General features: G+C 39.9%; 11 protein-coding genes. 1 reads left to right on the top strand and 10 read right to left on the bottom strand.

Translation table 11 applies throughout. The features are described 5' to 3' along the window. Window positions 1-7: 7 nt before the first annotated feature. The 10 genes from CRJ00_RS04070 to CRJ00_RS04025 form a co-directional block, all read right to left on the bottom strand. On the bottom strand, window positions 8-3,103 hold the full coding sequence (locus CRJ00_RS04070; protein ID WP_099365607.1) for an efflux RND transporter permease subunit: 3,096 nt from the start codon (window positions 3,101-3,103) through the stop codon (window positions 8-10). Next, the gene (locus tag CRJ00_RS04065) at window positions 3,103-4,203 is read right to left on the bottom strand and encodes an efflux RND transporter periplasmic adaptor subunit (RefSeq protein ID WP_099365606.1); all 1,101 of its coding nucleotides are present in this window, start codon (window positions 4,201-4,203) and stop codon (window positions 3,103-3,105) included. The genes CRJ00_RS04070 and CRJ00_RS04065 overlap by 1 nt, the downstream gene beginning before the upstream one ends. 3 nt (window positions 4,204-4,206) lie before the next feature. Beyond that, window positions 4,207-5,460, bottom strand: coding sequence for a TolC family protein (locus CRJ00_RS04060; protein ID WP_144038096.1), 1,254 nt, complete (start codon window positions 5,458-5,460; stop codon window positions 4,207-4,209). A 67-nt stretch (window positions 5,461-5,527) separates the two neighbouring features. Further along, entirely contained in the window at window positions 5,528-6,862 is a 1,335-nt protein-coding gene (locus CRJ00_RS04055) for a sensor histidine kinase (protein ID WP_218962178.1), read from the bottom strand. After that, complete coding sequence (locus CRJ00_RS04050; protein ID WP_099365604.1) at window positions 6,859-7,548, bottom strand: response regulator transcription factor; 690 nt, start codon at window positions 7,546-7,548, stop codon at window positions 6,859-6,861. The genes CRJ00_RS04055 and CRJ00_RS04050 overlap by 4 nt, the downstream gene beginning before the upstream one ends. A 149-nt stretch (window positions 7,549-7,697) precedes the next feature. Beyond that, complete coding sequence (rny, locus tag CRJ00_RS04045; RefSeq protein ID WP_099365603.1) at window positions 7,698-9,257, bottom strand: ribonuclease Y; 1,560 nt, start codon at window positions 9,255-9,257, stop codon at window positions 7,698-7,700. Between the two features lie 260 nt (window positions 9,258-9,517). Then, window positions 9,518-9,808 carry a cell division protein ZapA gene (locus CRJ00_RS04040; RefSeq protein ID WP_099365602.1) on the bottom strand — a complete coding sequence of 97 codons (291 nt, stop codon included), beginning with the start codon at window positions 9,806-9,808 and terminating at the stop codon, window positions 9,518-9,520. A gap of 49 nt (window positions 9,809-9,857) precedes the next feature. Then, on the bottom strand, window positions 9,858-10,166 hold the full coding sequence (locus CRJ00_RS04035) for a hypothetical protein (protein WP_099365601.1): 309 nt from the start codon (window positions 10,164-10,166) through the stop codon (window positions 9,858-9,860). Between the two features lie 24 nt (window positions 10,167-10,190). Then, complete coding sequence (gene pheT / locus CRJ00_RS04030) at window positions 10,191-12,584, bottom strand: phenylalanine--tRNA ligase subunit beta (protein ID WP_099365600.1); 2,394 nt, start codon at window positions 12,582-12,584, stop codon at window positions 10,191-10,193. A 43-nt stretch (window positions 12,585-12,627) separates the two neighbouring features. Beyond that, entirely contained in the window at window positions 12,628-13,815 is a 1,188-nt protein-coding gene (locus tag CRJ00_RS04025; RefSeq protein WP_099365599.1) for a class I SAM-dependent methyltransferase, read from the bottom strand. A 98-nt stretch (window positions 13,816-13,913) separates the two neighbouring features. Here CRJ00_RS04025 and CRJ00_RS04020 point away from each other — a divergent pair, with 98 nt between their 5' ends. Next, entirely contained in the window at window positions 13,914-14,702 is a 789-nt protein-coding gene (locus CRJ00_RS04020; RefSeq protein WP_099365598.1) for a Cof-type HAD-IIB family hydrolase, read from the top strand. The last annotated feature ends 299 nt before the right edge of the window (window positions 14,703-15,001 follow it).

The raw sequence follows: 15,001 nt of genomic DNA, 5'->3' as shown, positions 1-15,001 counted from the left end.
GTAAGGATTATTGCCTGTTTTTGCTATCCTTATAGGCATAATAAAACAATACCGGTAGTACTGCAAAGGACAACAGCAAACAGATCAACAGTCCACCTACGATCATAATAGCAAGTGGCTTCTGGATTTCAGACCCCATTCCCGTAGACATGGCGGCAGGTAATAGACCTACAGCACCCATTAAAGCAATCATCACAATGGAACGGATCCTACTTTTTACCCCTTCTTGAATCGCCTCCATCAGCTTCATTTTCTTCATGTTTTCCCTCATGACCGCAATCAGAATAATACCGTTGATGGTATTCACACCGAACAGGATGATGAGCCCAATACCAGCTGAAATACCAAAAACAGTCCCCGTTGCCCATAAGGATAGAAAACCACCAATAAAAGCAAATGGAATAGTGGTTGCAGCGATAATGGTATCTTTCATGTTGCCGAAATTACTGTACAACAGCAGTAAGATCAAGGCCAATGAAATCGGAATAACCGTCATCAATTGTTTCGTTGCCCGTTCTTTACTCTCAAATTCCCCTGCCCATTCCATATAATTCTCTTTGGGCAGCTTCACCTCTTTATCAACCAATGCCCTGGCTTCCTCGATCGTACTTCCCAAATCTCTCCCCGCAATACTGAATCCAACGCCTATGTACCGGCTATTCCCTTCTCTATAGATAAAAGCAGGACCAGTAACATAGCCAATGGTAGCCAATTCCTGCAAAGGAACACTTTGCCCACTACTTGTAGGAATCAGGATATTGCCAATTTTTTGCGGCGTATCCCGATATTCCTTGCTGAAACGCAATACCACATCAAACTGCCTATCCTTTTCATAAAATTTGGTCACCGCCTGACCACCGATGGTCATGGAAACTACCGCTTGCACATCCGAGGTAAACACACCATATTTAGCCATTTTAGAATCATGCAATTGTATCCTCAATTCCGGAAGACCAATATTTTTGTAAACATTGATATCCGTGACGCCTCGAACCTTGCCGATCTGCTCCGCCACCTGCGTAGCATAATCCTCCAAACGATAGAGGTCATCTCCAAAAATCTTGATCACCAATGAACTCTTCACTCCTGCAACATATTCCTCCACATTATCCTGTATCGGCTGACTAAATCCGAAGGTAATACCTGGATATACATTCAACAGATCCCGTAGTTCCTGAATAATATCTTCTTTTGAAACGTTACGGGCCCAATCTTTCGGCTCCTTAAGCTGCACATTGAATTCAATATTGAAGAATCCCGTAGGATCAGTTCCATCATTTGGACGTCCGGTCTGGGTTAAAATAAAATCTATTTCCTTACAACTATCCTGCATCAAAATTTTCATCTCTTTGGTCAGCTTGCTGGATTCATCTAAGCTCACGCTGTTTGGCAAGGTAGCTCGAATATAGATGGCACCTTCGTTCAGCTGAGGAAGGAATTCCGAACCGTAGTTCAGAAATTTCAGTCCACACAAAGTCAGCAGCCCTACAAATAAACTTAGTGTCCATCCTTTGTACTTCATGGATATCCGGTACAAGCCATAAATAGTCCTGTTGAAAAATCGACTGATAAAATTCTCCCGCTCCTTCATCCCTTTAGTAAACAACAATTTACACATGGCCGGCACATAGGTCAGACTGAGTATCAAAGAACCCAATAAGGCATAGCCTAAGGTAAATGCCAAAGGGGTAAACATTTTTCCTTCCACCTTTTGGAAAGAGAAAATTGGCAATAAAGCAACAATAAGAATGAGCAGAGCAAAGAAAATATAGGATGCCACACTTCCAGCGCTTTTTTTGATTATCCCCATTTTGCTCATTTTGGCGAAACGTTCTGGCCCAACCCGATGGGACATGGTAGCCAATGCCACAAAAACAGTTTCCACAATGACTAATGTTCCTTCCAATAATAAGCCGAAGTCCAGGGATCCCGTAGAAATTAAGTTAGCAGGCAGGCCCTGGATCTTCAGCATTATAATTGCAAAAAGAAATGACAATGGAATAACTGATGCCACAATGACCGTGGACCTCCAGTTATACAAAAAGATAAAAACGATCAAAGACACCAATAGAACGCCTTCTACGATATTCTTTGATACGGTTTTTACCGTATTATTGACTAAAACAGTTCGATCAACAATGGTTTCGATCTGAACGTTCGAAGGTAATGTACGGCTATTAAGTTCCTCAATCTTGGTCTTTAGGTGTTGAATAACTTCCGAAGGGTTTTCACCACGCAACATCACGACGATACCTTCTACCACATCATCTTGTTCATTGAAACCCACCTTTCCCAGGCGAGGTTTACCCGAAACAATAACTTCAGCCACATTCTTGATCAGTACCGGAGTTGAACCGTTTAATTTCACTGTGATGTTGCCGATATCCTCCATCTTATCCAATAGACCAACACCACGCACCACGTAGGCTTGATCCCCTTGCTGAATCACATCCCCACCAACATTGATATTGGATTTGGAGACTGCTTCATACACATCCAATGGAGTCAAATCGAACGATTTCAATTCCGTGGGATTGATTTTAATCTCATAGATCTTTTCTTCACCTCCAAAACTGATCACATTGGCCACTCCAGGCACAGCTAACAATTCCCTTTCGATCACCCAATCCTGAATCGCCGTAACCTCCTTTAACGGAAGATCACTTTTGATCATATAACGGAATATTTCCCCGGTTGCACCCGAAGGAGGCTCAATCTCCACTTCGGTCCCTACCGGAAGGTTGACCCCCGAAATCTTATTGGAAACATATTGTTGGGCATAGAAATCATCCACCCCATCTTCAAACTGCACAGTAACCACCGAAAGACCAAAAAGACTGATGGATCGAATAGTTGATTTCTTAGGGATGCTGTTCATTTCCTTGGAAATTGGCAGGGTCACCAATTTCTCCATCTCTTCGGCACTTCTCCCCGGCCATTGGGTGATGATTCTTGCCCTGGTATTCGTTACGTCTGGAAAGGCCTCAATGGCTGTATGCCTTAAGGCATAGATCCCGACGAACAATAATGCCATTGTCGCAAATAAAATAAAAGTGGTATTCCGCAACGAAAACGTCACGATATGTTGCACAAACTTCTTCATTATGGCCTATTGTTTATTTCTTCAAATATCAAAAGAGCATTGCTACTGACCACTTTGGAGCCTTCCGCCAATTTTTCTTTGATATAACTAAAATCTTCATTGCTATAGACCACCTCCACTTGTTTTGCTTCTATATGGCAATCATCATGGTACAATAAAATATAATTGGTATTGTTATTAAACAGCACAGCCTTGTTAGGTATGGCATAGGCTTTATCTCCCGGAATTTGTTTATCAATGATAATATCTGCACTCAAACCAGGCTTAAGGTTCAATTTGGGATTATCCAATACCACCCTGGCTTTCATTACATGTTCATCATCATCGAATACATTGAAAATCTTATCGATCTTCCCATGATAGATCTGATCGGGATAAGCAATACTCTTGACCTTAACCCTATCGCCGACCTGAATATGCCGCAGGTTACTGGCGAAAACATTCACCATTACCCAAACCTGATTTAGATTGGATATGGAAAATAAAGCCTCTGACTCTGCATGAATGGATTGTCCAACATTAATATTTTTCTGGATAACATAACCTGTCCTTGGTGCCAATAATTGGAATGAACCTTCGCCTGCAGCCCTGAACATAGCCAAAGATTGATCGATCCTATCTAATTCTATCCGAGCGGCATCATAGGCATGCTCCAATTCCAGCAATTCCGGTTTGGCCACCAATCCATCAGCCAATAATTGCTTTTTATTAGCTATTTGGTCACGCAAAAGCGATAGTTGACTTTTTTGATATTTCCGTTGTTGGACCAAAGACTGAATTTCCGTCGATTTTATTTCCGCCAAAACCTGGCCTTTAACAACACGGTCTCCCATTTCAAATTTAACGGCACTTACCAGACCTGATAACAGACTTTTGAATACCACCAAATCGTTTTCATTATATTCAATCTTGCCTGGCAAACTAATCTGTTCAATGAGATTCTCTTCAGCAACAGCCTGGATGATAGTTTTTTCTTTTAATGCCTCATTTAAACAATAGCGCTGTTCAATAGGTGCTGCTGTCTGTTTTTCCTCATGCCCAGTTTGGCAACCAAAAATCAGTAGAACGCCAAAAGTGGATAGTATGGTTAATGCTCTCATATATTAATGTCCTGTGCCCATTAAGAAATCTAATTCTTCCAATAAAACCATGTATTCTTCCTCCCAGTCCAAAAGGTCAATCTGGGACTGCCTATAGGATTGGGTAAAATCCAAATATTCCAATAAAGTAATCTGTTGATTGTTCAGCTGATTGCTAAACTTCCTTAATAAGTCTGTAACTGAAGTTTTCGCAGGTTTCCCCATTCCTCCTAGAACTTGCTTTAGGTTGGCGATTTTCTGTAATAAGGACTGGATCTGATGTTCCAATGCCACCCTTTCTGCTTCATACATTCTCTGCGAACTTTGTAGGGCATGTCTGGCACCCTGTATATTTCCTGTATTCCTATTGAATATGGGAATATCCATTTTCAATCCAATGCCTACAAAATTCTGCATAACATTCCCACCTCTTTCATAATTAAGCAGGAAATTCAGGTCAGGAACCCTATTGGATTTTGCTAATGCCAATTCATTTTCCTGAATGGAGATATCCGACTTTTTCAGTCTTAAAGAAAGATTATGTTCTTTAGCTAGGCTAAGGATCTCTTCATTTGACTTTAGGAATATTGATGGCAGTTCCTCCGAAAAATAAACATCTTCTAGTTGCAGATTGGGGATTTGTGTCAATACAGCTATTTGATGAAAATAAGCGATCTCCTCTTCCTTCAAGGCTAAAGCTTCTTTTTGTAAACCGATCAATTCACTATTGATGCGGTAAAAAGAAGCGACAGGGATCAACTGTTTTTCAGATTGCTTCGCATAGATTTCCTTTAATTCCGAATATGCAGCAATACTTTCTGCTAAGATGGTCGATTGTTTCTTGGTATAGAAAAGCTGTTTGTAATTTTTCCGCAACTCCGATCTTAGGCTTAACAGCAATGCTTCAACTTCCAGTTCTTGATTCAGCTTTTCACTTTCCCTCACTTTTACGCGCTTTCTTCTTTTTGAGGCGGTTTCGATCAATTGCTCCAATTCAAGGGCAAATTGTTGGTTTCTGCCGAAATTACCGATCAATAAAGGTTGCTTTTCAAAAGTAGAATTGGTCCATAGATTAACATTGTCTATGGTTAGTGATGGATTGCTCCAAAGTCGCTCTTGTATGATGGCAGCCTCTGCCCTATCAATTTCATACCTTTCGGCCAATAGTAATAGATTGTTTTCCAGAAATGCTTTTTCCAATGCCTCCAGGGTATAGGTCTGTGCCCAGAGGCTTTGAAAACAGCAGTAGAAAAGAGAAATTAAAAATACTTTCTTCACCTTTTTTGTTTTCTGCAAACTTATCGCTTGCAGATTAAGGCGATTTTGGGTTTACATTAGAAATCCATTAGAATTTCAGAAATACCTGTGTACCAATTCGGTTACTCCAAATCTGCATCTGTATGTGATGTAAAGAAAATATAATATTGGCCATGGAAAGTCCAATGCCCTTACCGTTATAGGTTTTGGTGTTGGATGCCCGAAAAAAGTTCTGCTTTACCTGTTCAAGATCCGCCTGAGGTATCCCTATGCCCTGATCGATGATCCAGATCTGTAGTCTTCCCTCATCCTTCCGAAACATCACATGAATAGGTTTATTATCCGAATACTTGATGGCGTTTTCCAGGAGGTTGTTGATGGCGAGGGCGAGTAATTTGTCATTGCCTTCCCATTGTAATACGTTAGGATCCTGCACATGCATTTCTACCGTTATCTTCGCTTTATGGTAAAGAATGGCATTCTCTATAACCTGCCAAACGATTTCATCCATCCGGACCTGTTTGAATTCAAAGCTCGTTTTAGCACCTGACAAGAGCATCATATGTTCCAAGGTTTCTTGTAGGTCATTGGTCAACATTTTCAATTGATGGATGGCTTCGGCATATTCTTCCGTTGAACGATCGCGTTGATTGGTCACTTCCAGGGTTCCTAAAATAGCCGTGATCGGAGTACGTAATTCATGCGATACATAATCTATAAAATTCTTCTGTACATTGAAGGTTTGAGCAATGCGATCTACAAAATGGTTATAGGTATCCACCAGATCATTGATTTCTGAATAGGATTTCTCCAATTTAATGGGCTGATCAAAATTCTTGGTATCCCTTTCCTTGATCTGATTAATGATATTGATGATAGGCTGATAGGCAATATGCCCTAAATACCTGGGAAAAAAGAAAATGATGACCAATCCAAGCAGAAATGCGATTAAAAGGATCCGTAGTAAAGAATGCATCTGTTCATTGAATTCCGTTTTGGCTTTTCTGGCCAATACCACAAAATCACCTTCGTTATCGTGGTAATAGATTGCATGATAAAAATAAGATTCCGTATTGAAATCCCCTTTTCCATTGGATTTAACCTGATCCAAGAACCAAGGCTGTATATCGGTAAGTGAGACCATATCTCCAGCTGATTTAATGTTCAAGCTATCAAACACGGCGATATCCTTTCTTGAAATCGTCCTTTGCATCTGGCGCTGAATATTTTCATGTTCTAGTATACTCAATTCATCCTGCTCTAAATAATAGATAGCGGCCAATAAGGTTTTATTTTCCAACGAATGCTCCTCCATTTTTTCCATCTGAAAATAGTAGGCAAAATAGACCGATACCGAGAGTAACAAAGAAACGATCGAAAATATACTGATAGAATAAAGAGATAATCTATGTTTCAGTTTCATAGCTCATATTTGAACATATACCCAACGCCTTTTACGGTATAAATGAATTTCTGCGAACCAATTTCAATCTTATTACGTAGATAGGAAATATATACGTCCACCACATTGGTATGATTGTCAAACGTTATTCCCCAGACTGCATTCAATATCTGCATCCTGGCAACTGTTTTATTCCTATTCTCAACCAGATAGATCAACAGTTTATATTCTTTAGGTGAAAGATCAATCTGTTTGCCTTGCAGGTTGACTTGGTATTGTTCTGTATCGATGCTGAGACTACCAAATTCGAGAATAGGATTTTTAACCTTCTCATGGTATTGGGTCTGCCTTCTTCTGCTCAAGGCATTAATCCGTGACAAAAGCTCATCAAAGTGAAAAGGTTTAGTCAGGTAATCATCAGCACCATAATCCAGTGAGGCCACTTTGTCCTGAACCGTATTGAGCGCACTCAACATCAAAACAGGCGTATAATTATCCTTATATCGTAAGGTCTGAACAAATTGAATTCCATCCATTCCCGGCAGCATCACATCTAAAATGATAATGTCCAAGGGTAGATCCAGGTAATTACCATTGATCACATCTTCCGCGCTTTTACATAAAGAAACCATATACCCACATTCTTCCAAGCCCTTAATCAGGAAAGAACTTATCCGATGGTCATCTTCCACCAACAATATATGCATAAACTAATATTTTCTGTAAAATTAGAAATATTAATACATAATTTAAAAAAGAACTTATATTCTAATCAAACTTTAATGTTGAATCAAAATAAATTAAACAAAAAAAGGCTTATCGATTGATAAGCCTTTTTAAGATATTTTTGAATTAATTATTTCGCGTAGGAAACAGAACGTGTTTCACGAATTACTGTTACTTTAATCTGTCCTGGATAGGTCATTTCTGTTTGGATGCGGTTCGAAAGATCAGCCGCCAAAATCTCTGCTTGGGCATCGGATACTTTCTCACTTTCCACTACAACACGTAATTCACGACCAGCCTGGATAGCAAAGGTCTTTTCAACTCCAGGATAAGATAAAGCTAAATCTTCCAATTCCTTCAATCGTTTGATATAGCTTTCCACTACTTCACGTCGTGCACCTGGGCGAGCACCGGAAATAGCATCACATGCCTGTACGATTGGAGAGATCATCGATGTCATTTCGATTTCATCGTGGTGCGCTCCGATGGCGTTACATACATCAGGATGCTCCTTATATTTCTCTGCCAACTGCATACCTAAAATCGCGTGAGGCAATTCTGGATTATCATCGGGCACTTTACCAATATCATGTAATAGACCAGCACGTTTTGCATGTTTCACATTCAATCCAAGCTCTGACGCCATTGTTGCCGCAAAGTTTGCCACCTCACGGGAGTGCTGCAATAGGTTCTGTCCGTAAGAAGATCTATAACGCATTCTTCCAACCATACGGATCAATTCTGGGTGAAGACCATGAATACCTAAATCGATCACGGTACGCTCACCAATCTCCACAATTTCATCTTCGATCTGTGTTCTGGTTTTTGCAACCACCTCTTCGATACGAGCTGGGTGGATACGACCATCCGTAACCAAACGGTGTAGGGATAATCTCGCAATCTCACGACGTACAGGATCAAATCCGGAAAGGATAATCGCCTCAGGCGTATCATCAACGATGATCTCCACACCTGTTGCTGCTTCTAGTGCACGGATGTTTCTTCCCTCACGGCCAATGATACGACCTTTGATCTCATCGTTTTCAATATTGAAGATCGATACGGTATTTTCGATTGCTGCTTCGGTTGCTGTCCGTTGGATGGTTTGGATAACCACTTTTTTAGCTTCTTTAGACGCTGTTAATTTCGCCTCATCCACAATATCCTTGATCTGAATGATCGCTTGGGACCTTGCTTCTTCTCTTAGGGAAGTAACCAATTGCTCCTTGGCTTCATCCGCTGAAAGACCTGCAATGGTTTCCAATTGCTTGATGTGTTGACCTTTCAATAGTTCAACCTCTTCCTTTTTCTTTTCGTTCAGCTCGACCAATTGATCTAGCTTCTTAGCTTTACCGTCCAGATCCTGTTTCTCGCGGTTCAAGTTCTCCAATTTCTGGTTCAGGGATTGTTCCTTCTGACGGATGGTATTCTCTTTTTGAGCAACAGTATTATTACGTTGACTTACTTCTTTTTCATGCTCAGCTTTCAATTGAAGGAATTTCTCCTTAGCTTCCAATTGACGCTGTTTCTTGACATGTTCTGCCTGCTGTTCTGCATCCTTAATAATCTGTGCAGCCTTTTCCTGCGCCGATTGTTCCTGCTTCTTGAACAACATCTGTAATAGATATCGTCCAATAAAAACACCCACAACCAGTGCAATTATTATTGATATAGTAGTTGATATCTCCATTTTTATTGATTTATATGTTAATGTAATAGCAATTATTTTCCAAAAAAAAACCGCAATTAAATTAATCAGGTACCATGTATTATTAAACTTCGATTACACATGATTTGAGCGTATGATCATGACCTAGATGGCTTTCGCAAAATGGCCTACATCTTTGTAATTGCTCGTGATATTGAAGCGTTAAGTTTAAAATAGTGACAACCCGAATTTAATTGCGGCAAATTCGTCGTTAGAAGCTCTAATGTATAAGAACGCAAACGTTATTTCTTAAAGAAATCTGTCAATAGGTTATCCAATTCGTGAATGCTGCGTTCCAAACCAACATCTTGGCTCGTAGCGCTCTTTTCAGCTTTGATCATCCCTGTAGCATACTGGAGTACACACATGGACAAAAGGTCTTGCTTATCACGAACTGCATAATTATCCTGCAGTTCCTTTATTTTTTCGTTTATTAATTTCGCTGCATGACGAATAACCTCTTCCTCTTCCGTGTCAACACGTAAAGGGTATACTCGATCAGCGATATTTATTTTTATGGAAATTTCTCCCATGTTTTTTTGAGCTTAATAACGTTATAAATCTTTCCTAACCCTACTTATCCTACTTCAAAAGACTTATACATTTGTCTATTTCTCGCACAAAATCGTTAATTTTTTGTTTTGTGTCAAGTATTTTTTCATTTATTGCGGCTTTATCCACGTCCGAATTCTCCAAGGATTTGGCAACTGTCAGAGCTTTAACCTTTTCCTCCAGCTGTTTAACCTTTTCAGAACTCGTCTCGAAGGCTACCTGCAATGATTGAACTTCCAGTTTTAATAGATCGTTTTCCTCTTGCAGGGCTTCACTTAATTGAATAAGGTTTTTCGTTTTCTCAACGATAATATTCATTTGTGAAGATAAAGACGCCATAGTATTTCGCAATTATATGTTGAATTAACGCACTGATGCGCCAACCTCTTTCTCAAAGTTAATAATTAATTTTTGAATTATGCCATCAATCTGTTTATCGGTTAACGTTTTCTCCTCATCCTGAAGCACAAAACTTAACGCGTAAGACTTCTTACCCTCAGGTAATTTATCCCCTTTGTACACATCGAAGATCTGAACCTCTTTTAACAATTTACGTTCAGTTTTATTCGCAATTAAACGTAATTGGTCAAAAGTGACTTGATCATCCAATAAAAGGGCTAAATCTCTACGCACAGATGGGAATTTCGATACCTCCTTATAGGTAATCCGATTTTTCTTGATCACCTTCAACAGCAGATCCCAATCAAATTGGGCGAAATAGATAGGTCCACTCACATCAGCCTTTTTCAGGTTCGCTTTTGATACCGACCCGAAGGATACCAATACCTTCTCACCTTTTCTATAACTCAAACCAAAATCAAAATAGTTTCCGGCATATTCTTCTACACGAATCCCTTCCACCTTTAAGCGCTTGATGATGCCATCTACAGCTGCTTTGATGTCGTAGAAACTAACGTTTGATCCTGCATTGTTCCATTGTTCCGCGTCTTTTCTTCCGGCAATAGCCAACCCGAACAATTGTTTCTCTACATATTGTCCATCCAAAAGGTTATAGGAACGTCCGTATTCGAAAACTTTCAAGTCTCCGTTTTTCCGATTCTGGTTATACCCTACCGCAGTCAATGCCGAGAACAATAGGTTCTGACGCATTACATCCAAATCCGAACTCAAGGGGTTCAACAGATGAACTGCTGTTGCATCATCTTCCAAATAATCGGACTTGGTTAAAGAATTGCTCAAGATTTCGCGGTATCCATTTCCGATAAGGAAATCAGCAACCTGATTCAATAGCACTTCTTTATCCGGTTTCTCCGAAGTATTCAGCGAAGCTTTGATCTGCGATTTTAATTCAATATTGTTATATCCATAGATACGTAAAACTTCTTCTACCACATCGATTTCACGGGTAACATCAACTTTAAATGCTGGAACCAATACATCAAAACCTTCCGATGTTTCATTCTTTGTTTCGATCCCTAAACTCGTAATGATGGATTTGATCTCTTCTGCAGGAATATCCTTTCCAATCACGCGTTGCACACGACGGTAATTCACCGCGAATTCAAATGGTTTTATAGGCTCAGGGTAAATATCTACAACGGAAGAAGAAACTGTTCCGCCTGCTACCTCAGCGATCAATATGGCCGCTTTTTTCAATGCTTCTACAGTAATATCCGGATTTGTACCACGCTCAAAACGGAAAGATGAATCTGTTTTAAGACTATGGCGTTTAGAAGTTTTACGAACGCTTACGGGGTTAAAATAGGCTGATTCCAAGAAGATGGAAGTCGTGCCTTCCGTTACTCCGGAATGCTCACCACCAAACACCCCTGCAATACACATCGGTTTTTCCGCATCAGCGATCACAAGATCTTCTGCAGCTAATTTACGCTCTACGCCATCTAAAGTTTTGAATAATTCACCTTCAACAGCTCTTCGGACAACCACTTTATTTCCAGCTATTTTATCCGCATCGAATGCATGTAATGGTTGACCTAAATCATGAAGGATATAATTCGTCACATCTACAATATTATTGATGGAACGAACGCCTATAGCCTGTAGTTTTGTCCTTAACCATTCTGGAGACTCTCCTACTTTGATATTACTGATATTGACACCGGAATATCTTGGTGCGTCCTCCGTAGACAAGACTTCCACTAGGGTTCCTGTTGCATCTGAAGATTGAAAATCCGAAGTATCCACTGGCTTGGTAGACGATCTGAAGTAAGCCGCCAAATCCCTGGCAACTCCTAGATGAGAAGCCGCATCGGCACGGTTCGGTGTCAATCCGATCTCATAACAATAATCGTCCTCCATGTTGAAATAGGTCTTCACTAAACTACCTACTTCTGCATGTTCATCCAGCTCTACAATACCCGCATGAGAAATACCTAAACCAATCTCATCCTCACCACATAACATGCCTTCCGAAACTTCGCCACGGATCTTAGATTTCGTGATTTTGAAAGGTTCTCCGTTGGTCGGATGACAGGTGGTTCCTACCGTAGCAACAATTACCTTCAAACCTTTACGCACATTTGGCGCGCCGCAAACGATGTGCAACAGCTCTTCTGCACCGACATTTACCGTGGTAACCCTCAATTTATCTGCATTGGGATGTTGTTCACAAGTAATTACTTCGCCCACAACCAATCCTTCCAAACCACCTGGAATACTTTGCTCCACTTCTAACAGTTCCACCTCAAGACCAATATCAGTAAGAATAAGGGATAACTCCTCTGGAGTTTTATTTATATCTATAAAGTTTTTTAACCAATTATATGAAATTCTCATATGTTCTTTTTTTCGAATTACAAAGATAGAAATTATGACCGAATTACCTATCTAAACCACATAATCGAACCAAATGATGGTAGCCAATTCCAAAATATTCCTGAATCGATTTTAACTTCTCTCGTATTTGTGTTTGTTTATTGGGGTTTACCTCTTTTTTCAAGCCTACGATCATCACATTTTTAGGCGTATGCTGATCGGAAATGAATTGCATGACCCTGGTTTCATAGCCATAATATTCCAATACCAGGGCTCGAATGCTATCGGTCAACATTTCCGCATGTCTCTCCAAAAATATCCCATATTTCAACATAAAATCAAGTTCATTTTTTGCCTTGAACTTTTCCAATTCTCTACGAACTTGTTTATGACAACATGGAGCAACAACAATCAAAGCCGATTCATCCTGCAGGCCCTTATAAATGGCATCATCTGTAGCCGTATCACAGGCATGCAACGCAATCAAAACATCAACCTTCTCTTCGGGTTTATAATTCTCAATCGTTCCTTGAACGAAATGAAGGTCATCAAAAGCACTGTCCTTAGCGACCTGATTGCAGAATTCTACCAGATCTTCACGGAATTCCACCCCATTTACCAGCACATCCTGCTGCAGACTGGATTTTAAATAATCATAAAGCGCGAAAGTCAAATAGCCCTTACCCGCACCCATATCTACGATGTTAAGCTTTTTATCTTTGGGTAATTCTGCCAAGGAAGAACTTAGTATTTCGATATAATGGTTGATCTGTTTCCATTTGTCCTGCGCACTTTTATAGACTTTAGCTGAAGCATCAGTTAAGTTGAGCGATTGAAGGTATGGCTTGGAAAGATCAGTAATTTTTCTTTCCTTCTGCTTATCGTGCAATAGATTTACAAAGGTCTCTTCTTTCACGTTTTCTCTCCTCTCCATCCAATCCCCTTTCTTATTCCTTTGGAAATGGAGGATTTCATTTGTCCTTTGCAGACTGATATTCCGGAAGCCTTTAAATTCGGTGAGATTTAAAATGGTTGCTAAAGCATCGGAAGAATTAAAGTTCTTTGTGACATCCTTCGTTTTATAACGGTAAACAAAAGACAGCATCAGTTCCCGTTTGATCAGGACCAATTTAATATAAACGTTCTTCAGTTCGCTTTCCGGACCTTTATAGTTTGATAAGGTTAGTTTCTGTAAATCCTGTTTTTTTATCCCTTCATCAAATGAGGAGATAAAATGGTCGAATGGGCTCATATAAATGTATTAAGTCCCAAAGATAGTTATAGCATTTTTAACAATAAAATGAATGATTATAAGTAGGCAAAGGTTGTGGGATTAGCTATCTTTGGGATATGCAGAATCCACAGATAAAAGCGGTCTTTTTTGATATAGACGGCACATTGATTAGCTTCAAAACCCATGAAGTACCTAAGTCTACCATTGAAGCCATTAAAGAGTTGCAAGATAAAGGGATCAAGGCCATTCTGGCAACTGGAAGGTCCATCAATAGTATTGAACATGTAAAACATCTTGATTTTGATGGTTATATCACCTTCAATGGAGGGTATTGTTTAACGAAGGATTTGGAGGTATTGTACAGGGAGCCCATTGATGCGAGAGATATTGAATCGGTATTGGCCTATGCAAAGGAAAAGGCTTTGAGTTTTTCTTTCATGTCGGAAAGAGAGATAACCATACATGATGTTACGCCGGAAATTGCGGGGATGTATGCTCATTTGAATTTACCAGTTCCGAAATTGGTGGATATGGAGACCGTAGATACTGGAAGTATATTGCAGACCAATATTTTTCTGGGTCCGGAGGAGGAACAGGAATTTATGGAAAAGGTGATGCCAAACTCGCTATCTTCTCGTTGGACGCCCCTGTTTGCGGATGTGAATCCGAAAGGATTGAGCAAAAAAGTAGGGATCGATATTTTTTGTAAGCATTTTGGGGTGGAATTGGAGGAAACGATGGCCTTTGGTGATGGTGGTAATGATATTAGCATGCTGAAGCATGTGAAAGTGGGTGTAGCGATGGGAAATGCAAACCCGGAAGTGAAGGAAATTTCAGATTATGTGACGGATGATGTGGATGATGATGGGATCTGGAACGCGCTGAAAAAGTTTGAGGTGATTTAACGTCATCGTAAGTTTGTAGGGAAGTTATAGGAATTAAAGAAACAGAATATAATTTTGTATTTCATTTAGGATACAGCGAGAGAGGGAGTAAGATTTTTAATCGTCATTGGTCCTTGAGAGACCCTTCGCAATGTTAATCCCCCTCTCTTATTCCTATCATAAACTTGGACAGTTCATTAGGCCAGGAGCCTGTTTTTACGATTGATAAGTTATGATAAGAGCTGCTGTAATCCACAAAAATGGTATACAAAGATGGTAACAGGTATTGATTGTTCAAAGGATTATTTTGACATTTCTGT

The sequence above is a fragment of the Sphingobacterium sp. 1.A.4 genome (genome assembly GCF_002734245.1).
Lineage (GTDB): Bacteria > Bacteroidota > Bacteroidia > Sphingobacteriales > Sphingobacteriaceae > Sphingobacterium > Sphingobacterium tenebrionis.
Note: the sequence above shows the minus strand (reverse complement) of the source record. Positions and strands in the feature narration are given on the sequence as shown.

Coding starts and splice junctions, on each gene's coding strand:
- CRJ00_RS04070 (WP_099365607.1), bottom strand. CDS start 3,103: ATGAAGAAGTTTGTGCAACATATCGTGACGTTTTCGTTGCGGAATACC.
- CRJ00_RS04065 (WP_099365606.1), bottom strand. CDS start 4,203: ATGAGAGCATTAACCATACTATCCACTTTTGGCGTTCTACTGATTTTT.
- CRJ00_RS04055 (WP_218962178.1), bottom strand. CDS start 6,862: ATGAAACTGAAACATAGATTATCTCTTTATTCTATCAGTATATTTTCG.
- CRJ00_RS04050 (WP_099365604.1), bottom strand. CDS start 7,548: ATGCATATATTGTTGGTGGAAGATGACCATCGGATAAGTTCTTTCCTG.
- rny (WP_099365603.1), bottom strand. CDS start 9,257: ATGGAGATATCAACTACTATATCAATAATAATTGCACTGGTTGTGGGT.
- CRJ00_RS04040 (WP_099365602.1), bottom strand. CDS start 9,808: ATGGGAGAAATTTCCATAAAAATAAATATCGCTGATCGAGTATACCCT.
- CRJ00_RS04035 (WP_099365601.1), bottom strand. CDS start 10,166: ATGGCGTCTTTATCTTCACAAATGAATATTATCGTTGAGAAAACGAAA.
- pheT (WP_099365600.1), bottom strand. CDS start 12,584: ATGAGAATTTCATATAATTGGTTAAAAAACTTTATAGATATAAATAAA.
- CRJ00_RS04025 (WP_099365599.1), bottom strand. CDS start 13,815: ATGAGCCCATTCGACCATTTTATCTCCTCATTTGATGAAGGGATAAAA.
- CRJ00_RS04020 (WP_099365598.1), top strand. CDS start 13,914: ATGCAGAATCCACAGATAAAAGCGGTCTTTTTTGATATAGACGGCACA.